The sequence below is a fragment of the Aquimarina rhodophyticola genome (genome assembly GCF_042434915.1).
Classification (GTDB): domain Bacteria; phylum Bacteroidota; class Bacteroidia; order Flavobacteriales; family Flavobacteriaceae; genus Aquimarina.
Genome location: NZ_CP170198.1, coordinates 1,714,104 through 1,740,295, shown reverse-complemented (window position 1 = coordinate 1,740,295; position 26,192 = coordinate 1,714,104). Strand labels below are relative to the sequence as shown.

Here is a 26,192-nt window from a genome sequence, read left to right as displayed (position 1 = left end):
AATAACCCAAAATTTCGAACATAATTAATCACAATTACTACTAATGAAGAAGACTCTTAAAGTCCTTATGATTGATGATCACCCCATGATTATAGAAGGCTATAAAAATACATTGCTAGGTGAGAATCAGAAAGAATACGCAATAACTATTGATATTGCCTCAAACTGTGATGATGCATATGAGTTAATTTTAGACTCTTCAAAATCAACAGCGCCTTATGATATGCTTTTTGTAGATATTAAATTGCCTCCTTCCTCTGATGGAACTATAACATCTGGTGAAGATTTGGCCAAACATGCAAAAAAACTTCTACCTAAATCCAAAGTGATTATTCTTACCATGCATCGAGAAGATCATCGAATACACAACATTTTAAAAAATATTAATCCCTCAGGATTTTTGATCAAAAGTGATTTGACTTCTAGTGAGCTGCTTTTGGCCTTTAATAATATCGTCAGTGGTACACCGTATTATAGTGCAACTGTAAATAACCATTTTAGAAAAATGATGAACAATAATTTTTCTCTTGATGAGAAAAATCTTAAAATTTTATATCACCTTTCTCGAGGTGTCAAAACAAAAAACCTCCCTAACTACGTAAGCTTGTCCCTTAGTGCTATAGAAAAACGTAAAAATCAAATAAAGGAGATGTTTTCCATCGCCAAAGCAGATGATCAAAAATTGCTTGAAGAGGCTAGAAAGCGTGGTTTTATATAAAGCTATAAAGGCATAGTATAATTTTTTGTTAAATTAAAAAATTCTGGTAGGGCGGTATATACTGCCCTGCGTTATATATATAGACTTCTAAAAAATATGTGAATATTTGTTTTATAGTATATTTTTTAAAAGTTGGTCAGATTAACATGAAACGCTTCTCAAAAGCTGCTTTATTAAGTTTTTATTATTAAGAAGAAAAGCCAGTAATTGCTTTTTATCGATGAAAGAAGTTTTGTATCTAAAAAGGTGTTAATATTTTCTTTCCTCTTTATGAATTATAAGAACATTTGGTAATCTTTACACCTGTTAAGTTGAACAAATCTATACTCATAACCAGCGCCTATGAAAATTTTTACAATCTTTTTTACTAAAATCAAACTAGGAAAAAATCTAAGGATTCTCTTTCTTCTTTTTATATTATTTATTTCAGCCCATACTTCTTACGCAGATGGAACCAAGCAAGTTATGCCAGATCCTAACAATGGAGTGGCAATACTAATTAATGATAATGGTCTAGGTGGGCCTTTTTTAAATGCTCCTGCTTACCAAAGGATATATTTTAGAATTGATGATTTCTCAAATGAGCAATTTTATTTTGGTTTTCAACCACGTGAACGGGGCGGAATAGGGCTTTCAGCAATAACGTACTATGTTATTAAAGATCCATCGGGTAATATCGTATCAGGACCAACATTAGTTGACTCCTCTTCGAATGGTTTTATAAATGATTATGATGAGGCAATTGCAGGTCCCAATATTGGCGGAGCAACTCCTGGGGGTTACAATCCAGAGATTTTCGATCCCTCTGGTGTTGGTGTTAACGGTGATTATTATATAGAAATCTATAAAAGTGAGGATGGAGGTGTTACACGTAGCTTGACTGGAAATGATCTTATGTTGACATTTTTTGATTTTACAATATCCGATACTCTTAATAATCAAATTGATGGAAGAGTCTTTTGTCAAAAATGGAGCTTCATTACTTATGACCCAGCAACCTTTACTGGTAGTATAAATTTTGATTTTAAGGGTTCTTTTCATGCGTATACAGATGATGGAGCAATTATAAAAGTAGAATTTCAACCTGGTTTTAGACCATTTGGATATCAATTAGCAATGAATAAATATGGTGTTGTTAATGATGATGATGCAGTCAATGATTTTTTAACTACCAGAAGATCCATTACTTATGGAACTGATCCGCAACCAACATTAGCAGGCGGGTATCCAGTATTTATTACGGCACCTGATCAAAATGTTTTTGTGCCCACAACAACCACAGCTCCTTCCTTGATAGGGGGTGTTTATGGTTGTCCTGGTCAATACTATGTGCCTTTTTATTTAAATGAAGCAGGTGATGTGTCAATTCTTTTGAATTTTAATGGGGTGAGTGGTTACCAATCAGGTACAGAAGATGTAGTTTTAGAAGCCTACGAATTAACTCAGGGAAATCATGTGATTTCGTGGAATGGTATAGATGGGTTAGGAAATCCAGTAGCTGGAGATACAAGTACTGAAGTAACATTAACTAATTATAGAGGTAGAACTAATTTACCTATGAATGATGCAGAGTTGAATAATAATGGTCTTTCTATCTCTGGTGTTGCCCCACTGGTTGGTAATTTAGAGATAAGATGGGATGACTCTGGTATAACTACTTTTGGAGCTATTTGTGATAATGAAGTTGTCAATCAATCAAATAATTTAACAACTGGTGGAATTAATAGGTCGGGATTATTAGATGGAATTTTAGGTCCTTCTCATGCTTGGAATGGATCAAATCCAAATACAACAGTTCCCGCCACTGCTGGTATTTCTGAAGGAGATAATACAGAAAACCTTTGTGATGATTACGGTAACACTCGAGTTATAAATTCTTGGTTCTATGGAGATCAAGCCTCGTCTCAACCGCAGGTAATTACTTTGCCAACATGTGATGTTGATGGTGACGGTATAGTTGATAGTGCAGATTTAGATGATGATAACGATGGAATAGAAGATAGTGTTGATCTTAATGGTTTAGATCCTGATAGTGATATAGATTCCGATGGTATTCCTGATTATATAGATGGAGATACTGCTGGTTTTATAGACTCTAATTTTGATGGAGTGGATGATCGTTATGATTTTGATTTAGATGGTGTGATCAATAATTTTGACCTAGATAGTGATAATGACGGTATTTATGACGTGGTTGAATCGGGTAATGGTGGATTGGATACCAACAATGATGGAGTGATTAGTATCACAGGTGCAGGTGCAGAAGCCCCAGATGGTAACAGCAACGGTCAAGCAGATCCTACCGAAGGTACCACACCTGTAGATACCGATACCAATGCTAATGATAATGCTGACTTTTTAGATATTGATGCAGATGATGATGGTATTCCTGATAATGTTGAGGGGCAGACTACCACAAGTTATTTTGCACCTCTAGGTACAGATAGTGATAATGATGGTATCGATGATCAATATGATGTAGACTTCGCTGGAAATAATGCATTTGCAGTAGAAAATACAGATGGAGATACAAATCCAGATTATATAGATACCGATAGTGATGGTGATGGTGAAAGTGATACGATAGAAGCTGGTGTAGGAACCTTTGCAAATCAAGATACCGATGGTGATGGTTTGGATGATGGCTTTGAAGGCCTAGATGTAGCCGATGGACCGGATGTAAATAATGAATTAGATAGTGGAGCTAGTGCCACCAATAACAACGATATTACTACTACACCAGAGGTTGATTTCAGAGAATTTACAGACACCGATGGAGATGCTATTACTGATTTAGTTGACGAAGATGATGATAATGACGGAATTACAGATATCGTAGAGAGTGGTGGTGTAGATCCTAGAGCTGATGTTGATGGTGACGGAGTTCCAGTTTATTTGGATGATGATGATAATAACATATCAATTGGAGATGTAAATGGTGTGGTTGAAGCTCCCTTTGATTTTGATGGAGACGGCGTTGCAAACCATTTGGATTTAGATAGTGATAATGATGGGATCCCTGATAATATAGAAGCTCAAACAACAGCGGGATACATCGTTCCTAATGGTACTGTAAATGGTACGGGTATAGATATAAATTATACAAATGGCCTTACGCCTGTAAACAGTGATGGTGTAGATACTTCAGATTATTTAGATATAAATTCAGATAATTCGGGTACTTACGACACGATCGAAGCTGGATTAAATAATACGGGTGGAACTATCGATACAGATAATGATGGCTTATTAGATCAATTTGAGAATGGTACAATCAATGATGGGTACAATGTTAATGATGGCATTACTGATCCATCTTCAGAATATCCTGATACAGATAGCGATTTAGGTAGTGGTGGTGATGTAGATTATAGAGATGCAATAAATGATGCTGGTGTCATTAATTGTGGTATCATCAATGCATTTTATCAAACGCGAGGTAATGCAGGTACAAATGAAGCCGAGGTATATAGATATAATCGTTTTTTAGGTGAATATACTTTGGTAGGAGTTCTCGAAGGCGTTCCAGCCAATTCGGCTAGAAATTCAGCTTATAATAGTATAGAACAAAAAGTGTATTCTCAATTCCGAGGAAGCAATACGCTTCGGGTATATGATCCATTTAATAATTTTGGTTTTTTAGGTACAATAGAGTTGGAAACAACTCCTGGTAATGCACCTTCTCAACCAATGGATGCCGTAATGTTTTCTCAAAATCAATCGGTAGGTTATATAAATGGAGATACATTATTTTTATTTGATGTAACGGGTGTACCGCTTAGTACAACAAATAATACTATTGTTACTACTACAGAAATACCTTTAAGCCCAAGTATTAACACTGCATTCGATTATGCCTTTATAGGTGATTTTATTTACGGTATTACTCGAGGTAATCTTCAGGTAATTAATGCTAGTACTGGAGCAACCCAGAGCCTTGCTATTAATTTTCAAGGTACGATGGGAGGAACCGCTCCAGGTAATGCATTTGGAGCTGTTTGGCAAGATCGCTTTGGTAATTTCTATGGATCTAGTAATGGTAATGGAGAGATTTATCGAATACTGGATGTTGAGAATGCTGTTGCCAGTGGTGATCCAATAATAGCAACAAGTATTTTGGCTTCAGTGCCATCAACTAGAAATGATGGATTTGGTTGTGAGCAACAATCTAATCCCTTGGATTGGGATGATGATGGTATTGAAGATAGTGTGGATATTGATGATGATAATGATGGAATTCTTGATGTTGACGAAGATTTAAATTTTGATAATGATAATGATCCTTTGACGGATCAAACAGATACAGATGGTGATATGATACCAGATGCGTACGATTTGGATTCTGATGGTGACGGTATACCTGATAATATTGAGGCTCAAACTACTTTTGGGTACATAGCTCCCAATGGTGTATATACAAGTCAAGGTTTAGACACGGCATATCCAGGTGGTATTGACCCAGTGAATACTGATGGATCATTTTCAAACTCAGATAGTGTTTTCGATTTTAGGGATTTGGATTCTGATAATGATGGATTATTAGATACAGATGAAGCTCAAATTATTTTAACTAATAACGACACTGATTTTGATGGGTTGGATGATGCGATCGATGTAACAAATGATAGAACCGATGTGAATGGATCTTTAAACGATCCAACTACCTTACCAAACTCAGATGCAGATAACGATGTAGATTATAGAGATAATCAAGATTTTGATGATGACGGTATACTAGACGTAAGTGATCTAGATGATGATAATGATGGTATTACAGATGTCATAGAGAGTGGTGGTGTAGACCCTAGAGCCGATATTGATGGTGACGGAGTTCCAGTTTATCTAGATGATGACGATAATGATGCATTAGTTGGTAATGTAAATGGAGTTGTCGAAAGCGCCTTTGATTTTGATGGAGACGGCGTTGCAAACTATCTGGATCTTGACAGTGATAATGACGGAATTTATGATGTAGTTGAAGCAGGGGGTACACCAAGTGGAACAAATCCCGAAGAAGCAGATGGAGCAGTAGGACCAAACGGAATTCCAGCATCAGCGGGAACAGGATTAAATCCAATCAACACAGATAACAATACTAATGATAATGCCGACTTCTTAGATATTGATGCAGATGATGACGGTATTCCTGATAACGTTGAAGGTCAACCAACGGCTAATTACAACGCACCTTTAGGTACAGATAGTGATAATGATGGTATCGATGATCAATATGATGTAGATTTCCCTGGTAACTTTGCCTTTATTCCAGAAAATACAGATGGAGACGCAGATCCCGATTATATAGATACCGATAGTGATGGTGATGGAGAAAGCGATACGGTAGAAGCAGGTATAGGAACCTTTGCAAACCAAGATACAGATGGTGATGGTTTGGATAACGGTTTTGAAGGTGGTACTGCCAATGATCCTTTCGATGTAAATGATGAACTTGATAACGGAGCAAGTGATACCAATAACAATGATATTGCAAGTACTGCAGAAGTTGATTTTAGAGAATTTACAGACACCGACGGAGATACTATTAACGATTTGGTTGATGAAGATGATGACAATGATGGTATTACAGATATTGTAGAGAGTGGTGGTGTAGATCCAAGAGCCGATGTTGATGGTGATGGAGTCCCAGTTTATCTAGATGATGACGATAATGATGCGCTAACTGGAGATGTAAATGGAGTTGTCGAAAACGCCTTTGATTTTGACGGAGACGGCGTTGCAAACCATTTGGATCTTGACAGTGATAATGACGGAATCTATGATGTTGTAGAAGCTGGCGGAACTCCTAGCGCAGTCAATCCGGGTCAAGCCGATGGAGCAGCTGACGCCAACGGAATTCCAGCCTCAGCAGGAGCAGGATTGAATCCAAGAGATACACAGAGCAATGGTTCGTTAGATTATTTAAATCTTGATAGTGATAATGATGGATGTAGTGATGCTAATGAAGCCTATGGTACCCCTACCGCCGATGGAGGAGATAATGGAGTGTTTGGAGCAGGTACACCAGCCGTCAATACTGACGGTACGGTAAATGATCCGGCAGCGACTTATGCAACCCCTGCAGATTCCGATTCAGATACTGTAGCAGATTATAGACAAGTTGGTGGTCCCGATAGAGATAGTGATGGTATTTCAGATGCTTGTGATCCAGAGATAAACGATGTCGATGGAGATGGTATAGGTGATGCAGTCGATTTGGATGACGATAATGATGGTATAGCCGATGATGAAGAGTGTGATGTAGTAAATTCTTCATTGGATTGGGATACTGCTAGTTGGACAGGTAATCCTACGGATGATCCTGATATGACAGCATTAACGACAATTGGAACTAATCTATTAACTGTCGATAACAGTAACACTGATAATTCTATTGACAATACTATATATGATGCTCTATATGCTAAATTTAATAACGTATTGGATGGTATTCAAATTCAAGGTCAATTAAATGGTTTTAATAATGGAAACACGATTCGATACAAAATAAATTTTGCAGAGCCTGTATTAGGATTGCGCTTTACAATTGTCGATATAGACAAAAAAGAGGGAGCAGAAGCTTTTGTTGATCAAGTACGTATACTAGCAACCAATCAAGGTACTCCAATCAACTTGATAAAAGGAGAAAATTATAAGAATGGAAATGCAGTAGATGATTTAGGAGGGGGAGTTTTTCAAGGAAATCGTCAGGTTGAAATTGGAAGAAATGCTGATGTAGATGTATTTCTTACAGGATATGTAGATGAAATAATAATCGAATTTACAAACTTAGAAATAGCACAATCGAGTGGAGCTACTGCAATAGCTATATCTGACTTGAAGTGGGATTGTGATTTTGATGGAGATGGTATTGCAAATCGTTTGGATCTTGACAGTGATAATGACGGAATTTATGATGTAGTTGAAGCAGGAGGTACACCAAGTGGAACAAATCCCGAAGAAGCCGACGGAGCTGTTGACGCCAATGGAATTCCGGCATCAGCGGGAACGGGATTAAATCCAATCAACACAGATAGCAATACTAATGATAATGCCGACTTTTTAGATATTGATGCAGATGATGATGGTATACCTGATAACGTTGAAGGTCAACCAACGGCTAACTACAACGCACCTTTAGGTACAGATAGTGATAATGATGGTATCGATGATCAATATGATGTAGATTTCCTTGGTAACTTTGCCTTTACTCCAGAAAATACAGATGGAGATGCAGATCCTGATTATATAGATACCGATAGTGATGGTGATGGAGAAAGCGATACGGTAGAAGCAGGTGTAGGAACCTTTGCAAACCAAGATACCGATGGTGATGGTTTGGATGACGGTTTTGAAGGAGGTACTGCCAATGATCCTTTCGATGTCAATGATGAACTTGATAACGGAGCAAGTGACACCAATAACGATGATGTTACGGGCACTCCAGAAGTGGATTTTAGAGAAATCACTGACATAGATTTAGTGGTAAATAAAATGATGGTAGAGTCTGGACCTTATGCAGAAACATTTACATATTCATACCGTATTATATTGACCAACAACGGTCCTTCATTAGCGACAAATGTATCGATTACCGATGTATTACCAACTCAGGTTAGCTATGTGAGTGATACTGCTTTGGGTGCTTATGATCCTATATCGGGAGTGTGGACAGTTGGAGCGATGAATAGTGGTGATTCGGTTACATTAGATATTGAGTTTTTAATAAACCCTGGTACTGCAAGTACGGTAGTAACAAATACAATAAGTAATGTTGCAGTAGATCAAAAGGATTTGAATTTAACAGCAGATGATTTGGAGGAGGTCTTTATAGTGGACGGTGATTTTGATCAAGACGGTGTGTCCGATAGTGTAGACCAAGATAGTGATAATGATGGTATTTTAGATGTTGAAGAGCAAATTTCAGGTGTATTCACAGATACCGATGGTGATGGGATATTGGATATTTTTGATGTAGATTCTGATGGTGATGGTATTTTTGATATGTATGAAGCTGGACACAATGTAACAGATTCTAATGGTAATGGAATGCTTGAGGGGCCTGTAAGTTCAGACGGTGTTCCAGATAGTGTGCAAAACGATCCAGATGGAGGGGCTGTAAACTATCAAATGCAAGATACCGATGGCGATTTAACCAATGATTATCTAGATGTAGATGATGATGGAGATACCATTTTGACTATCGATGAGAATCCAGATCCAAATGCCGATGGAAATCCTATAGATGCGATAGATACCGATAAAAATGGCATACCAGACTATTTGGATCCAAATACTGTTGATGTGTCAGTCGAAGATGGAATAGAAATATATGCTGGAATAAGTCCCAATGGAGATGGAATAAACGATAAATTAGTCATTCGGGGACTTGAGAATGTTGAGAATAGTTTTGAGTTATTCAATCGATGGGGAGTGAAGGTATACGAAACAAAAGATTATGGTTTAAATAATAATTTCTTTACCGGAATATCAACAGGTAGAACTACAATACAAGAAAACCAAGAATTACCAGTAGGAACCTATTATTATTTCTTACGCTATACATTGCCCAATGGTGAGCCTAAAACAAGAGGAGGCTACATCTATATTAATAGATAAAAATATTGCTTAATTCCCCCGTATGTGAATACGGGGGGTATCACTAATTAAAAGATTAATTGTAATAAATATAAATAAATCATATTATTGCTTAATTTCGATACGATTTATTTCATTTAAAATACCTACGCATAGATGAAGAAAATATACACGCTTAGTATAATAATATTGATTTTGAGTTGGAGTCATACCACGACAGCCCAGCAAGATGCCCAGTATACGCAATATATGTATAATACAATTATTGTCAATCCTGCTTATGCAGGTAGTCGAGGCGTAATGAGTATCACAGGCTTGCATCGTAGTCAGTGGGTAGGTTTAGATGGCGCGCCACGTACTCAAACCTTAACAATGAATACACCTATTGGTAAAAAGAATCGTATTGGCTTGGGACTATCGATTGTTAACGATGAGATCGGTCCAACTGATGAAACGTATTTTGATATTGATTTTTCATATACCATTCCCACTTCCGAAAAAGGCAAATTAAGTTTTGGTTTAAAAGCTGGAGGTCACTTGTTAAACATAAATTTGCAAGAATTAAATAAATACAACTCTGGAGATCCTTTATTTGGATCAGATATAGACAATAAATTTAGTCCAAATGTTGGATTGGGATTATATTATCATACCAACCGTTTCTATTTGGGTGTGAGTACCCCTAATCTATTAGAAACCGAGCATTTTGACGAAAGCAATATTTCTAGTGATAGTGAAGGAGTGAGTTTTCTGGCCAAAGAGCGTATCAACTTTTACCTTATCACAGGTCATACTTTTGATCTTAGTGATAGCGTTAAATTTAAACCGGCTTTATTAACCAAAGTAGTAGCGGGAGCTCCATTACAAGTGGATCTATCGACTAGCTTTCTAATATATGAACGCGTAACTTTAGGAGCAGCCTATCGCTGGAGTGCAGCATTTAGTGGTATGGTAGGTTTTCAAATCTCAGATTCTATGATGTTAGGCTTTGCTTATGACAAAGAAACTACTGAGTTAGGTAATACACAGTTTAATGATGGAAGTTATGAAGTGTTTTTACGTTTTGAACTCTTTAGAAAATTTAATAGAATGTTAACCCCTCGTTTCTTTTAACAAATCAAATACGATTAATACCAATCAGTATGTTTAGATTATTACAAATCTCAATTTTAATAGCTACCTTCTTAGTAGGTTTCACTGTACAATCGCAAGAGCGTGAGCTTAAGCGGGCTAAAAAACAATATGATAAATATGAATACATCGACGCTCAAAAAACCTATCTGCAGGTTGTAAAAAAAGGGTACAAAAGTGCCGATTTATATAAGAATTTAGGAAATAGCTACTATTTTAATAGTCAATTTGAAGAAGCTGGAAAATGGTATGAGACGTTAATTCAAGAATACCCTAATGATGTTGAAGCCGAATACTATTTTAGATATGCACAGACACTCAAGACAGCGGCGCGTTATGAGGAATCTAACCAAAACATGGAAAAATTTGCAGCCTTAAACGCGGGTGATCAGAGAGCACAATTATTTTCTGAAATGCCCGACTACTTAAAAAGAATAGAATATCAATCAGGTCGTTTTGATATCAAGAATGTGGATATAAATACTCCTTTTTCAGACTTCGGAGCTTCTTTTAGAGGTGAAAGTTTTATTTTTAGTTCGTCTAGAGATACTGCTACCCTTAAAAAAACCATTCATCAATGGAATAACGAAAGTTTTTTGGACCTGCATAAGGCAGATTATGATACAGAAACGCGAGTGCTTTCAAACATAAAAAAGTTTGATGGTGGGTTGAATACAAAATTTCACGAATCTACCGCAGTGTTTACAAAAGATGGTAATACTATTTATTTTACTCGAAACAATTACAACAAAAATGTATATGGTATTAATGAAGAGGGAACAAATTTATTGAAAATTTATAGAGCATATAAAAATGGACTAGGTTGGAGTACACCAGAAAGTTTGTCATTTAACAGCGATAATTACTCGGTTGCTCACCCATCTCTTAACGAAGAAGAAAATCTACTTTATTTTTCATCAGATATGCCAGGAGGGCAAGGGTCTTCTGATCTTTATGTTGTAGAAATAAATGAAGATGGAACTTTTGGTACTCCAAAAAATTTGGGAGCACCAATTAATACGGAAGGCAAAGAAACCTTTCCCTTTATAAGTTCGGGAAATGATCTTTATTTTTCGTCAAACGGTCATTTAGGTTTAGGAGGGCTTGATATTTTTGTTGTTAACCTAAGTCCAGAGGAAGGAAAGAAACAAGAGATCATTAACGTAGGAAAACCTGTGAACAGTGTAAGAGATGATTTTAGCTTCTATTTTAATGAGGAGTTAAAGACAGGTTTTTTCTCATCTAATCGTTTAGATGGCAAAGGAAATGATGATATTTACTCATTTTTAGAAGTAGAAGATTTAAAAGATTTTTGTAAAATTACTTTAGCTGGTATTATTACCGATAAGGATAGTGGAGCGCCTTTACCTGGAGCAAAAGTATCTATACTTAATACAAATAACGAGGTTATATATACAGCAGTAGTGCCCGATGATGCATCTTATTCTTTTGAGGTAGACTGTGAGTTAGAACTTTTTGTACGTGCAGAAAAGGAAGCTTATGTAACTAACGAAAAATTATTGCGTACGCCTAATGAAACCCAGACCAAAGATGTGTCTATCGCTTTAGAACAAAAAGTAAAGTCTGCCAATGTTGGAGATGATTTGGCAAAGATTCTATCGCTAAACCCAATTTATTTTGATTTTGATAAAGCACTTATAAGATCTGATGCAGAGGTTGAATTGGCTAGAGTTATTGAAGTAATGAACCAGTATCCTGAAATGAAAATTGAAGTTAGATCCTATACCGATAGTTGGGGAGACGAGGCATATAATATGGAATTGTCAGAGCGAAGAGCTAAAGCGACTATTCAATATATGATTGGTAAAGGGATCGTTTCAGATAGATTGAGCAGTAAAGGCTTTGGTGAAGAAAATCCAGTAAATAAGTGTGTTGATAATACCAATTGTAGTAAAAAGCAACATGCACTTAATAGACGTAGTGAGTTTATTATCATAAAATAAAGCATATACAATACTATCCAAAAAAGCATCCTTATCGATGCTTTTTTGGTTTTATATAGTTTGTATATTGCATATAGATTAAACTTTTATTTTTGTAATGTGATAGACAAAGAGCATCTAGAGTATTTAGAAACATTTTTAACATCGAGAAGACAGCATCTTAATCAGTCAGTTTTAAAAAAACGTACAAATCATTTTACAGTTGCGGTAGAGGATGTATATCAATTACATAACACAAGTGCAGTTATGAGAAGTTGTGATGTTTTTGGTATACAAAATATTCACGTGATAGAAGAAATAAATGCAAAGAGGATTGATAGAGAGATTGCTATGGGAGCTCAAAAATGGGTGGATATTCATCGATATAAAACCACCAATGAATGTATAACAAAGCTTAGAGAGAAAGGGTATCAACTGGTTGCCACATCTCCGCATAATGATTCAATTACATTAGATGATTTTGACGTATCAACTCCCAGTGTTTTTTTCTTTGGGCAAGAACAAAAAGGTTTAAGTGATTTGGTTATGAAAGAGGCAGATAAAACTTTACATATTCCTATGTATGGCTTTACAGAAAGTCTCAATATATCAGTATCGGCTGCAATTGTACTACAACAATTAACCTATAGATTACGTCAAAGTACTATTGATTGGCAGTTAACAGAAGAAGAAATTCTTCAAAAAAGAATGGACTGGGTAAAAAAAACATTAAAAAAGCACGAATTATTGACAGAGCGGTTCTATCAACTTAAAAAATGATGAGGACAAAGTAAACGTTATTTTCTATTTAGAGCCTTATATTCCTCATAGCATTCACTAATTGCATCCAAAATTTGTAGATCATTAGCAAATTTTATGAAATCTGAAGAGTAATTACAATTTCTAAGAATTTCATCAATATCAAGACGTTCTATTTGAAGCAACGCCATAAGCGTAGCTCGATCAAATTTGGTTTCAAGCAAATTACGAATTTCATCATCTTTTTTCATCTTACGTAACTTTTTAAGCTCATAAGATCGTTTGCTAAATAAGTTATAAAGAAAGTCTGCAGGGTTAAAAATAGCTCCTAGTACTTGATTTACGGCTCCAGGTTGCCTGCTACCACCTTCGTAACCAGAATTAAGCCCAGAGATGCTATATCGATAATTATTGTATATCGGAATATTTTTGGCATCAATTTCTAAATACCCCGTTAACTGTACTTCGGCAACGGTAACTTCTTCTAAGGCTATGCCCAACTCGGTCATCTTAATTTTAACTTGACCAAATTTTATCCAATCATTGGTCACTCTAACTCGCAAAGGCTTAAAACCGATATATGAAAAATATAAAGTATCATTTACCTTAGCAGCGATATTAAACTCTCCATCGCCGTTGGTAATTGTACCAACTACTTTACTCAGATTGACAATATGAACATTTTCGAGTTCACTTTCATTAGCGGCATTAAGAACTTTTCCGCTAACAATACCTTCTGCCGCGTCTTGACTGTACGACAGTAGCGTAAACATAAATGAGATAAAGAGTAATTTTTTTTTCAAAAGAGCCTATTCAGATTACTATATATGCTTGACAAAGGTTTTATAAAACTTAGTAAGTTGATCTAAAACCTTGCCAAACTTACATTATACTATTATTTTTTAATTACGATCACTTCTTTTTCTACGATCTCTTCTACCGCCACCATTCTCACGACTACTAGTAGATCCCGATGCCTTTCTCTTGCCTCTAGGTTTAAAATCATCACTTCTTCTTTTTCCTTTGAAACCTCCACGATTACGATCAGAGCGTCCTCTACTGCCACCACGTCCTCTGCCAGAATCTTTAGATATCTCAACATTAACACTTCTTCCTTCAAGTTTGAAGTTGTCAAATGCAGCTACAACCGCATCTTGTTGTTCCGAACTAGTATTAAAAAAAGAAAAACTTTCTTTAACATCAACACGACTTACAGCATCTCTACCTAAGTCCAAGGTGTCTTTTAAGAAATCTTTTAAGGTCATCCAGTCAAAGCCGTCTTTCTCGCCGATATTGATAAAGTAACGGGTACTGCCGTCATTAGCAAAATTCCTTTCTTTACCATCGCTAACAGCATTAAGATCTTTTGCCTTTTTATAATAATTATGAAAACGTGAAAACTCTACAGAAAAGAATTTTTTAATAAGCTCCTCCTTAGAAAAGCTTTCTAATACTTCATGTATAGAAGGGAGGTATGTGTCAATCTCATGATTTATCTCAGCTTTAGCAATGTCATTTGCCAAATGAAACAATTGTACTTGACAAATTTCTTCTCCGCTAGGAATTTCTTTTTTCTCAAACGTTTTATTAATAATACGTTCAATTGATTTGATTTTTCTTGTTTCGCTTTTTGAAACAATTACCATGGATACCCCACTTTTACCTGCTCTACCAGTTCTACCACTTCTGTGAGTATAGGTTTCGATTTCATCAGGTAATTGATAATTAATTACGTGCGTAATATCATCTACATCAATACCTCTTGCAGCAACATCGGTAGCTACTAGCATTTGTATTTGACGATTTCTAAAACTTTTCATCACAAGATCACGTTGATTTTGACTTAAATCCCCGTGTAAAGCAGCTGCATTGTAACCATCTTCAATAAGGTTCTCTGCGACTTTTTGCGTATCTCGTTTTGTTCTACAAAAAATTACAGAAAATATATCAGGGTTTGCATCAGCCAATCTTTTGAGAGCGGCATAACGGTCTCTAGAATTTACCGTATAATATTCATGTGATACATTTTTTGAACCAGTGTTTTTATGACCTACAGTAATTTCGATAGGATTATTCATAAAACGCTTGGCAATGGTAGAAACTTCTTTTGGCATTGTAGCCGAAAATAACCAAGTGTTTTTTTGATCAGGCGTATGCGATAGAATAGCTGTGATATCTTCAAAAAATCCCATGTTAAGCATTTCATCAGCTTCATCTAGAATACAATAATCGATATTTGTAATATCCACCATCTTGCGATTGATCATATCTTGCATACGGCCAGGGGTGGCAACTATAATTTGTGCCCCTCTTTTAATTTGCTTTGCTTGGTCGGTTATACTAGCTCCTCCGTAAATAGCTACGGTATGTAAGTTAGGAATAAACTTAGAATAATTTTTGAGTTCGTTTGTAATTTGTAAACAGAGTTCTCGAGTTGGTGAGAGGATTAATCCTTGTGTAACTCTACTTTCATGATTTATTTTTTCGATAAGAGGAAAACCAAATGCTGCTGTTTTACCAGTACCTGTTTGCGCTAATGCAACGATATCGGTTTCCTCATTAAGTAAAATTGGTATTGCTTTTTCTTGTACTTCGCTAGGGGTTTCAAATCCCATTTCGTTGACTGCCTTGATAATAGCTTCGCCAAGTCCTAGCGCTTCAAATTTGTTCATATATTAAAAATAAGGCGCAAAGGTACGTTTTATTATCTGTCTATAATAATTAGAAAAGAGATATTATAGGGGAGTTATTAAAAAAAAGAATATTTTAATATTCTTAAATTATTTATTTAAGCACTTCAATTTCAAATAGTTTGTCCCAGTTTTTACCTGTTACAAATAATTGTTTTGTGTCATTGCGATAAGCAATGCCGTTAAGAACATCTAGATCTGGGTGGTTTGATAGTCTTTTTCTTAAGTTACTTAAGTTTATAACCCCTTCTAAAGCTCCATTTTTAGGATTAATAATTGCAATTCCATCTTTTTGCCATGTATTCGCATAAATTTTTCCGTCTATCCATTCAAGTTCATTAAATTTACTTTTAATACCTTTATTTGTAGTAACTTGTATAAAGCTTTCTTCTACAAGTGTGTCTGGATTGAGTTTCCAAATTTTTTCGGTACCATCACTCTTATAAATTGTTTTACCATCATTACACAATCCCCAACCTTCTTTACTTTGATTATAGGCAAAGGTGCCTTTTTCAATTAACGTATTGAGATCGTATATAAATCCTTGTCGTGCTAACCATGTTAATTGATAGATTTGATCTTTGTATATGGTTAAACCCTCTGCGAAGTAGCTATCCTTTAAGCTATGATTTTCAAGAATCTCTCCAGTAAGATAGTTAACTTTTCTTAATGTCGAAAACCCTTTTTTACCAGTACTTTCATATAGTGTATCAGCGTTGAATTCTAATCCTTGAGTAAACGCCTGTTTGTCATGAGGATATTCTGCAATTATTTTATAGGAATATAAAGCAGGGGCTTTGTCATTTAAAAAAAGTAATTTCTTTGATACTGTCTGCGATTGTCCTTCGTAAAAAATAGTTGCATTGAGTTTGTGATGACCTAATAATTCATCATCCAAAATTTCTTGATAAGTAGCTTTTTTTTGTACAGTTGTGTTCTGATCCAAAAAATAATGAATGGAATCTATTTTTTTATTTTCTGGGTTATTGATTGAAGCTTTTACAGTCTCATTTAACTTAAATTGATCTTTATTATTTTCTATTTTTATAGAAAAGTATTTTTTTTTGTTGTCCAAGTTACTTCCGCAAGATAAAAGGATTGATCCTAAAATTATGGCGATTAATGGATTACGATAATTCATGGGGTTGTTTTATTTTATAGCAAGATATTTATTTTAATTGGGTTTAAAAAATGGTTGTAATATTTATGAAAGATTGTATCTTTGCAGCGGCAAGTCCTACACAACTAGCTCCTGTTGAATCCTCCAGGGCGGGAACGCAGCAAAGGTAAATGGTTGTAGCAGTGTGATGTAGGTAGCTTGCCTTTTTTTGTGCGCTATTTTTACCTTCTTTAAAATAGTTTATATAGACTATCACAATCCTATTTTTCTTTTTTCTAGTCTTTTTCAAGTTTTACTTTTCATGCTGTATCTTTGTGTTTATGAAAAATAACAAACGTGACAAAGTTATCCTAATCACTGGAGGTTCTTCGGGGATTGGTAAATCAATAGGTATTTATCTATCGTCAAAGGGATATCGAGTTTATGGTACCAGTCGTAGTCCTGAGAAGTACAGTGATTTTAATGAATTTAGGTTATTGGCATTGGATGTCTCAGATAAGAATAGTATCGAAACAGCTATTGATACCGTCATTGCTGAAGAAGGAAGGATTGATGTATTAATAAATAATGCTGGAGCTGGTATTACAGGGCCTTTGGAGGAAATACCAGAGGAGGAAATAGTAAAAAATTTTACCACAAATTTTTTTGGGCCAGTAAACGTAATTAAAGCGGTCTTACCATCTATGCGGAAACAAAAAAATGGATTAATCATAAATGTGACTTCGATTGCAGGATATATGGGATTGCCATTTAGAGGAATTTACAGTGCGTCCAAAGCAGCTTTAGAAGTTACAACCGAGGCATGGCGAATGGAACTGAAACCTTTTAATATAAAAATGACTAATGTGGCTCCTGGTGATTTTGCAACGAATATAGCAGCGGGTAGGTATCATGCTCCTCTTAATGAAGATTCTCCGTATAAAACATCTTATAGTAAAACTTTACAGCTAATGGATACTCATGTTGATAGTGGCCAAGATCCAAAACTAATGGCCATGGCTGTTGAAGAGATTATTGAAAATGATGCACCCAAAGTACGTTACAAGGTAGCTGTATTTATGCAAAGATTTTCTGTTGTACTTCACAATTTTTTGCCAAGCAAACTATATGAGAAACTCTTAATGAATCATTACAAATTATAAGGTTTGACAGAAGGTCACAGCCAAATTAATTTTTATCTTCGCACAATATTAATAAAATAAACCAAAACACAACAGCATGAAATTTTTCATTGATACAGCTAATCTTGATCAAATTAAAGAGGCACAGGATTTAGGGGTTCTTGACGGGGTTACAACAAATCCTTCTTTAATGGCTAAGGAAGGGATAACTGGCCAAGAAAACATAATCGCGCACTACAAAAAAATATGTGACATCGTTACTGGTGACGTAAGTGCCGAGGTTATTGCGACCGATTTTGAAGGAATGATCAAAGAAGGAGAAGCTTTAGCCAAGTTGCATGAGCGAATAGTTGTCAAAGTTCCTATGATCAAAGAAGGAGTTAAAGCAATTAAGTATTTTAGTGATCAAGGAATTCGAACCAATTGTACATTAGTTTTTTCAGCAGGTCAGGCGTTGTTAGCTGCAAAAGCTGGGGCAACTTATGTTTCTCCTTTTATCGGAAGATTAGATGATATCTCTACAGATGGATTAAATTTGATTGCAGAAATTCGTCTTATCTATGATAATTACGGTTTTGATACACAAATTTTGGCGGCTTCAGTGCGACATACCATGCATGTTATTGATTGTGCCAAGATAGGTGCAGATGTGATGACTGGACCTTTATCGTCTATAGAGGGTCTATTAAAACACCCGCTAACAGATATAGGATTGGCTAAATTCTTAGAGGATTATAAAAAAGGAAATTAGATAGTACAGTGTTGTTTATTATAGCATTGGATTACTATAATGAGCATAAGAACTAAAAATCGCTTGGAAATATATTTTCAAGCGATTTTTTTTAAAATTAATGTATAGTACGTATGCTGTTATTATATATATGTAATCGTTTTTCAAAAGAGTGAGAAAATAAATCATTCGTAGCATTAATTATTTTACCCTGTTGATTTACCAAAATGACCTTATTTTTGTCGTAAATCACTAATTCTTCAGAAGAGCATTTTGGATATTTAAATTCATATTCAAATGCCGGGTTATAGGCATGACGATTAATTGTTTGTAGCCAGTTTCTAGTCTGCTGTTCATCTGTGTTAATTGCGATAAAATCGATTGCTGGATAGCGATTCGTTAATTGATGAGCTCTTTGATGCGCACTTACATAATGTTTTTGATCCTCTAACGACCAAAAAAATAATGCGGTAATAGGTTTTTTAAATACCGAAGATAATTGAATTATATTTCCCTTTGAACTAATGAGTTCTTGGTTCGGAATCGTATTATTAGGCTTAAGCTTAGCCGTAGCTTTTCTTAAACGTGTAAGATCATCAATAAAGGTCTTGTTAGAACTTTTATCAATATAATGATCTAACACTTTTTTTGAAGCTGTAGTATCTTCATTACTTAATAAAAATTCACTGGTTATACCTCGTAACAAATTGTTTTTTATATAGCTATTGTTAATGAGGCTGTCTACCAAGTTAAGCTCATACATAGTGACACCAACAGGATCAGTCCGGTAAGATTTTCCCTTGGTGTAATTTGTGTACGATGCATTAGTAATGTAATGATTTAAAAATCTATTATAGGAATATAGACGTTTTAAATCTTCATTATTAAAATTAATCTTTTCTCGATAGTCAAAAAATGAGGGTGGTAGTTCTTTTATTTTTGCAATATCTGTAATTCCGTAATGACTATATGAGTACATTTCGAATCGAGAGTAAAAATCATATTGATAACTAGCTTTAAGTATTTTTTTGGCTAGCGGACTCAAAGTAACTTTCGAATTGAGTTTATTCAATCTTTTTTTTCTTCGATTAATTAAAGCATTTTGTTTACTTTGAAATGCTTGAGGTTTCAGTTTAAAATCTCTTTGGATTAGAGCATCGCGTTCTAACTCATTAAGTAAAAACATTTCAATCAAAAAGGTGTTTTTTTCAGCACCTATGCCAGTAAAAGCTAATGACTCATCCAGCTCCATAGTATTTAGCCTAAAATAGAGACTGTCTCCTTTTTCCAAAAGTACCAGCTGATTTTCTGGAGAATGTCGAAACGAATAAATACCATCTTCAAAATCTTCAAACTTATGTAAAAACCTATTATTACGATCAAGATAAATGGTATCTGCAGGTTTAGTATCTTTTGATAAAATGATGAAATTAGAATTTGGATTGACAATTTCGCCACCAAGATACGTGTCTAACCTATTCGAAGAACTGTAGTCGTTGCACGAATAGAAAAAACATGGGATACTTACTATACAAGCGAGTTGCTTTATAAACCTGATATACATTTGGGAAATTTACCTTTCTTTCTGACTAGCCAAAAATAAAGGGTACAACATTCTTCTTTTGTTAATATATCGTTAATTAAATTTTTAAACTTATAAAGTTTCTGGGTTTGCCTTGATTTCTCTACTTTTGCGGGAAATTAAATTCTTTCTAAATTTTCATATGCTTTCAGTTTCAAATCTTTCGGTTCAATTTGGCAAACGTGTTCTTTTTGATGATGTTAACACGTCTTTTACACAAGGGAATTGCTATGGAATTATCGGTGCCAACGGTGCCGGAAAATCCACATTTCTTAAAATTTTATCAGGGACAATGGAGCCTACTTCTGGTCATGTTCACCTTGAACCTGGAAAACGAATGTCGGTCTTAGAACAAAATCACTATGCATATGATGCTTATAATGTACTTGAAACAGTTATTATGGGTAATAAACCGCTCTATAAAATCAAAAAGGAGATGGATGAGATCTATGCTAAGCCTGATTTTAATGATGCAGATGGTGAACGGGTAGGGGTTTTACAGGTAGAGTTCGAAGAGATGAATGGTTGGAATGCAGACAGCAACGCAGCTGCAATGTTATCCAACCTCGGTATAAAGGAGGATGTACATTATACTTTAATGGCAGACTTGGATACCAAACAACGCGTACGAGTTTTACTGGCGCAGGCGCTGTTTGGGTCTCCCGATGTATTGATTATGGATGAGCCAACAAATGATTTGGATTATGAAACAATTACATGGTTAGAAAATTTCTTGGCAAATTATGATAATACAGTAATCGTAGTGTCTCATGATAGACACTTTTTGGATGCTGTCTGTACACATATTTCTGATATTGATTTTGGTAAGATCAATCATTTTAGTGGTAATTACACGTTTTGGTACGAATCTTCTCAATTAGCCATGAGACAACGAAGTCAGCAAAACAAAAAAGCTGAAGAAAAGAAAAAGGAATTACAAGAATTTATTGCACGTTTTAGTGCTAATGTTGCAAAATCTAAGCAAGCAACATCTCGTAAAAAAATGATCGATAAACTTAATATTGAAGATATTAAACCCTCTAGTAGGCGATATCCTGCTATTATTTTTGAAAGAGATCGCGAAGCTGGAGATCAAATTTTAAATGTAACAGGTTTATCAGCAAGCTCTGATGGAGAGATTTTGTTTAATAATATTGATATTAACTTATCAAAAGGCGACAAAGTGGTTGTTTTTTCTAAAGACTCAAGAGCTACTACTGCTTTTTATCAAATCTTGAATGGAAAACAGCAACCTGATTCAGGAGAATTTGCATGGGGTATAACTACAACCCAATCGTATTTGCCAGCCGATAATAGCGAGTATTTTAAAAGTGATTTGTCTCTTGTAGATTGGCTAAGGCAATATGCCACGACTGAAGAAGAACGAGAAGAAGTTTTTATAAGAGGCTTCTTAGGTAAAATGATTTTTAGTGGAGAGGAAGCATTAAAAAAATGTAACGTTCTATCTGGAGGTGAAAAGGTACGTTGCATGCTGTCAAAAATGATGATGGTACGCGCTAATGTTTTAATGCTCGATGAGCCTACAAATCACTTGGATCTCGAATCAATTACTGCATTTAATAACTCCTTGGTAAACTTTAAAGGAACGGTCCTTTTTACAACACATGATCATGAATTTGCTCAAACGGTAGGAAATCGTATTATCGAACTCACACCTAACGGTGTCATTGATAGGTATGCTACATTTGATGAATATATGAGCGATCCAAAGGTCAAAGAGTTGAGAGATAAAATGTACACCATAAACGTATAGTATCACATACCATATCAAAAAAAAATCCTGCAACTGGCAGGATTTTTTTTGAGCGTGTTTTTATATTCTTGATGAATTTTTGAAATATCTAAAAATTAAATAGGCTCCATATAAAATGAAGGCTAAAGTAAAAATAGCTCTGAAGCTCCAATCCTCTTCTATTTGTAACCGTGAATACAGTCTAAAAGATCCAAATAGTACCAAAGCGATACCTATTACTAGATCCCAAGTTTTTCGCTTAGGTGTTGGATTGTGATGTTCATTAGTATTCATAAATTATATATTTTGTTTTATAAGTGATGTCGCTATTGGTAAATCTTCTTTTTTAACAAATAACTGAATATGATCTGGAATACCCCCACCAAAACCAGCCATCATTCCTGATTTCATATCATCACGAGTAATAGAATTGATCCCGTTATCTTGCAGAATCGTTTGTAAAAATTGTATTGTTATTAAACTGCCAGTGTATACTCGCTCATAATTACTTTTTGGAAACATATGATTTAAAAACTAAGCATTAAAATATTTACTATTCCAAATTGCCGAATTGAAATTTTTTCCCAAAGCAAAACCATAAAAAAGAATTACTGCTGCAACGGATTTAAAAACAAACAAAAAGACCATGATTGTAGTAGAAGTATTTTGTTGCTTACTAAACAATCCATCTGGAACTATAAAGGTACAGAAAACACTGACTAAAAAGGTAAGAACTAATAAATTTTCAAAACTTTTAAAGAACCACATAAAAAATTTGCGAAGTGGATGTAAATCTTCTCCCCATTTATGAATTAAATAAAAATAATCATTGCCCATTGGAGCAAATAATAAAGGGTCGTCTGCATTTTCAAGTTTGAAAAGTTTGGATGGAGCAACAATTTTAAACCCTGATATATTTGTCTTGTGCATTTTTTCTAAATCTTTGACAATTGTAACTGCTTCATAAGGAATTTTGCCTTTGAAAAATTTACTGTCCAAAAAACGTAAGCGGTAGGTTATACAGATTTGTTTAATCTGATCAATATGATAGATTTTTGAAGTTTCAAGTATATCAAAATCAAAATTATTTTCTGTAGCTTGAGAGGTCGAGGATAATTTTTCAAGAATTTTTTCAGTTTTAAAAGCTTCCTCTTCAAAAATTGATTCAACTTGTAATCTCCAAGCTTTTGAAGTGTGTTTTCTATCTCTAATTTTTGAAAGTTGTTTTTCGAGATTTGTTCGTGGGACTCTCATTTCTTTTTCTTTAGCGTCACTAAATTAGGGATTTAGAGTATTTTTTCCAATACTTTAATGAAATAGATAGGCTTGCCGACTCAACTTTAACGTTTGTTGATGCTAGCAAATGATCGTAATTAGAGAATAATGTTTTTGTAAATTAAAACGTACATCATCATCTTTTTTTCAATTTTATGAAAAAAGATGATGGTGTTTAAGAACTTTTAATAGTTATCGAAGTTCAGCTTCTAATTTATGCTCAAAATTGTGCTGTAATTTATTCATGATCTTATCAATCTGTTTATCTGTCAATGTTTTGTTTTCATCTCGAAGCGTAAAACTAATGGCATAGGATTTTTTTCCTTTTGGTAGATTTTTTCCTTCGTAAACATCAAATAGATTTACTTCTTTCAGCAGATGTTTTTCAGTTTGCTTGGCGATTGTATATATTTCTTCAAAAGTAACCTTTTGATCAAGTAATAATGCAAAATCTCGACGCACCTCTGGATATTTGGGAATAGGCTGAAATTTAACCGTTGTATGCCGGGCAAATTCTAACAAAAGATCCCAATTAAAATCGGCATGTAATACTTCTTGGTTTATAGAGAAATGTTTCAGAATTGATTTTTTGATCACTCCTAGTTCAACAAGTCGTTTCTTTCCTATGGTAAAAGAAATCCCTTCAGAGAAAACATCACTTTTTACTGGTGTAATACGTGTAGAATTAATACCTAAACGTTCTAATATCGTTGTGACAATACCTTTAAGAGTAAAAAAATCAGTTGGTTGTAAAGCCTCGGTCCATCTTTCTTGATTTAGGTTTCCAGTCACTAATAGATTGAGATGTTTCTGTTCCACATGCTCATCTCCATATGTATGATAAGTTTTTCCGAATTCAAAAAGTTTAAGATCGCCACGCTTACGATTTATGTTGTAGGAAACAGTTTCTAAACCAGAAAATAAAATGGATTGTCGCATAACAGATAAATCATTACTAAGAGGGTTTAGCATGCGTACAGATTGCTCCTCATTAAGTTGCGCACTCAATGTGATCGATTTTGGTGTAGTTAGCGAGTTGGTCATAATCTCAAAGAAACCTTGACCTACTAATTGATTTGCTATAGTGTTTTGAACGCTATGGTCAGCAAATTTATCGATAGTAGAAATGGATGCATTTAATTTTTGTGTAAATTTAATGTTGTTATACCCGTAGACTCTTAAAATTTCTTCGATAACATCGGCTTCTCTTTGCACATCGTTGCGATATGCTGGTATTGTTAATCCAAGTCCACTTTCGGTTACATTGTTAACTTTTATTTCAAGTGACGTCAAAATACGTTTAATAATTTCGGCAGGAAGCTCTTCACCAATTAGTTTGGCAGTGTTTTCAAAAGACAGAAACACTTGAAAATCTTCTATTTTTTTTGGATATAAATCAGATATATCGCTTGTTATGATTCCGCCAGCTAGATCTTGAATTAAAAGTGCCGCACGCTTGAGTGCGTATTCTGTAATGTTAGGATCAATACCACGTTCAAAACGGAAAGAGGCATCGGTATTGAGTCCGTGTCTTTTGGCAGACTTTCTAATACTAACTGGATTAAAATAAGCACTTTCAAGAAATATAGAAGTAGTTCTTTCTGTCACTCCCGATTCTAATCCTCCAAAAACGCCAGCAATACAAAGTGGTTTTTCGGCATCACAAATCATTAAATCCTCTTTATGTAAGGTTCTTTCTACTTCGTCTAAGGTGGTAAATTTGGTACCAGCATCGACTGTTTTAACTACTATTTTGTTTCCTTGGATTTGTTGAGCATCAAATGCGTGCAGAGGCTGTCCTAACTCATGTAGTACGTAATTAGTTACATCTACTACATTGTTTTTTGGCGCTATTCCTATCGCTTTGAGTCGATGTTGTAACCAATCAGGAGACTCAGCAACTTTGATATTAGAGATCGTGACACCACAATAGCGGGGTGCTAATTCTGGGTTTTTAACATCAATGTCAATTTTATGTAGACGATTTTCTACCCTAAAACTGGAGACTGACGGAGTGATTAGTTCAAGATTGATTTCCCGTTGAATTAGACCAGCCTTTAAATCACGAGCGGTTCCCCAATGGCTCATAGCATCAGCACGATTAGGTGTAAGTCCTATTTCAAAAATATGATCATTTTCTATCTTAAATAGTTTGGAGGCAGGGGTACCTGGAGCGATATCGGTATCTAAAACCATAATACCATCATGACTGTTACCTAATCCAAGTTCATCTTCCGCACAAATCATCCCATGACTCTCTTCGCCACGGATCTTACCCTTTTTGATAGTCCATGCCTCTCCATTTTGATCATATAGAGTTGAACCAATAGTAGCTACAGGAACTTTTTGGCCCACTGCTACATTAGAGGCACCACAAACAATTTGTACAGGTTCTCCTGTGCCTATATCTACTTTTGTAACCTTTAGTTTATCTGCATTCTCATGTTTCTCACAGGCAATTACATGTCCAACGACTATGCCTTCCAAGCCTCCTTTAACACTCTGGTAGGTGTCAATCCCCTCCACTTCTAGACCTAAATCGGTAAGTAGTTCTCCAGTTTTTTGAACATCCCAATCGAGTTTAATAAATTGCTTAAGCCAGTTATATGAAATTTTCATGTATGATGATTCTGAAATTAGGCGGTAAAGATAGTATATTGATTAGTGTTGGCAAACTAGAAGGCGTTGATATAGTTGTAATAATCTGTAATTTTCATGAATTACCTGTTTTCGGTGCTTGATTCTCGTTTTTTCTGGTTTTTTGATGAGACGAGT

Annotated in this window: 16 protein-coding genes and 1 other RNA gene; 9 read left to right on the top strand and 8 right to left on the bottom strand. The window is 35.0% G+C overall.

Going from position 1 to position 26,192, the window contains the following annotated elements; translation table 11 throughout:
• The first annotated feature begins 43 nt into the window (after positions 1-43).
• The 5 genes from ACE939_RS07575 to ACE939_RS07555 all read left to right on the top strand — a co-directional run bounded on the left by ACE939_RS07575 (position 44) and on the right by ACE939_RS07555 (position 13,167).
• Positions 44-718, top strand: a complete 675-nt coding sequence (locus ACE939_RS07575) for a response regulator (protein WP_378188316.1) — start codon at positions 44-46, stop codon at positions 716-718.
• 342 nt (positions 719-1,060) lie between these two features.
• Complete coding sequence (locus ACE939_RS07570) at positions 1,061-9,334, top strand: gliding motility-associated C-terminal domain-containing protein (RefSeq protein WP_378188314.1); 8,274 nt, start codon at positions 1,061-1,063, stop codon at positions 9,332-9,334.
• Between the two features lie 135 nt (positions 9,335-9,469).
• Positions 9,470-10,426 (top strand): type IX secretion system membrane protein PorP/SprF, encoded by a 957-nt coding sequence (locus ACE939_RS07565; RefSeq protein WP_378188312.1) that lies wholly within the window; start codon positions 9,470-9,472, stop codon positions 10,424-10,426.
• A 29-nt stretch (positions 10,427-10,455) separates the two neighbouring features.
• Complete coding sequence (locus ACE939_RS07560; RefSeq protein WP_378188311.1) at positions 10,456-12,408, top strand: OmpA family protein; 1,953 nt, start codon at positions 10,456-10,458, stop codon at positions 12,406-12,408.
• Between the two features lie 99 nt (positions 12,409-12,507).
• A complete protein-coding gene (locus ACE939_RS07555; protein WP_378188309.1) occupies positions 12,508-13,167 on the top strand; it encodes a TrmH family RNA methyltransferase in 660 nt (219 codons plus the stop codon).
• Positions 13,168-13,184: 17 nt separating this feature from the next.
• Here ACE939_RS07555 and ACE939_RS07550 read toward each other — a convergent pair whose 3' ends face one another.
• The 3 genes from ACE939_RS07550 to ACE939_RS07540 form a co-directional block, all read right to left on the bottom strand.
• Positions 13,185-13,919, bottom strand: a complete 735-nt coding sequence (locus tag ACE939_RS07550; RefSeq protein ID WP_378188308.1) for a carboxypeptidase-like regulatory domain-containing protein — start codon at positions 13,917-13,919, stop codon at positions 13,185-13,187.
• Positions 13,920-14,048: 129 nt separating this feature from the next.
• Positions 14,049-15,818, bottom strand: coding sequence for a DEAD/DEAH box helicase (locus ACE939_RS07545; protein WP_378188307.1), 1,770 nt, complete (start codon positions 15,816-15,818; stop codon positions 14,049-14,051).
• Between the two features lie 112 nt (positions 15,819-15,930).
• The gene (locus tag ACE939_RS07540; RefSeq protein WP_378188306.1) at positions 15,931-16,977 is read right to left on the bottom strand and encodes a glutaminyl-peptide cyclotransferase; all 1,047 of its coding nucleotides are present in this window, start codon (positions 16,975-16,977) and stop codon (positions 15,931-15,933) included.
• A gap of 87 nt (positions 16,978-17,064) precedes the next feature.
• Here ACE939_RS07540 and ffs point away from each other — a divergent pair.
• The 3 genes from ffs (at position 17,065) to fsa (ending at position 18,828) form a co-directional block, all read left to right on the top strand.
• Positions 17,065-17,163, top strand: an RNA gene (gene ffs, locus ACE939_RS07535) — signal recognition particle sRNA small type.
• Between the two features lie 113 nt (positions 17,164-17,276).
• Complete coding sequence (locus ACE939_RS07530) at positions 17,277-18,098, top strand: SDR family oxidoreductase (protein ID WP_378188304.1); 822 nt, start codon at positions 17,277-17,279, stop codon at positions 18,096-18,098.
• A 76-nt stretch (positions 18,099-18,174) separates the two neighbouring features.
• Complete coding sequence (gene fsa / locus ACE939_RS07525) at positions 18,175-18,828, top strand: fructose-6-phosphate aldolase (protein ID WP_378188303.1); 654 nt, start codon at positions 18,175-18,177, stop codon at positions 18,826-18,828.
• A gap of 97 nt (positions 18,829-18,925) precedes the next feature.
• Here fsa and ACE939_RS07520 read toward each other — a convergent pair whose 3' ends face one another.
• The gene (locus ACE939_RS07520; protein WP_378188302.1) at positions 18,926-20,371 is read right to left on the bottom strand and encodes a hypothetical protein; all 1,446 of its coding nucleotides are present in this window, start codon (positions 20,369-20,371) and stop codon (positions 18,926-18,928) included.
• 160 nt (positions 20,372-20,531) lie between these two features.
• Between ACE939_RS07520 and ACE939_RS07515 the strand changes: the two genes are divergently transcribed.
• Positions 20,532-22,163: an ABC-F family ATP-binding cassette domain-containing protein gene (locus ACE939_RS07515; RefSeq protein WP_378188301.1), complete on the top strand. Its 1,632-nt coding sequence runs from the start codon at positions 20,532-20,534 to the stop codon at positions 22,161-22,163.
• 60 nt (positions 22,164-22,223) lie between these two features.
• Here ACE939_RS07515 and ACE939_RS07510 read toward each other — a convergent pair whose 3' ends face one another.
• The 4 genes from ACE939_RS07510 to pheT form a co-directional block, all read right to left on the bottom strand.
• The gene (locus ACE939_RS07510; protein WP_378188300.1) at positions 22,224-22,436 is read right to left on the bottom strand and encodes a hypothetical protein; all 213 of its coding nucleotides are present in this window, start codon (positions 22,434-22,436) and stop codon (positions 22,224-22,226) included.
• 3 nt (positions 22,437-22,439) lie between these two features.
• Positions 22,440-22,664, bottom strand: coding sequence for a putative signal transducing protein (locus tag ACE939_RS07505; RefSeq protein ID WP_378188299.1), 225 nt, complete (start codon positions 22,662-22,664; stop codon positions 22,440-22,442).
• A gap of 12 nt (positions 22,665-22,676) precedes the next feature.
• Positions 22,677-23,396, bottom strand: coding sequence for a hypothetical protein (locus tag ACE939_RS07500; protein WP_378188298.1), 720 nt, complete (start codon positions 23,394-23,396; stop codon positions 22,677-22,679).
• A 213-nt stretch (positions 23,397-23,609) separates the two neighbouring features.
• Positions 23,610-26,036: a phenylalanine--tRNA ligase subunit beta gene (gene pheT / locus ACE939_RS07495; protein ID WP_378188297.1), complete on the bottom strand. Its 2,427-nt coding sequence runs from the start codon at positions 26,034-26,036 to the stop codon at positions 23,610-23,612.
• Between the last annotated feature and the right edge of the window lie 156 nt (positions 26,037-26,192).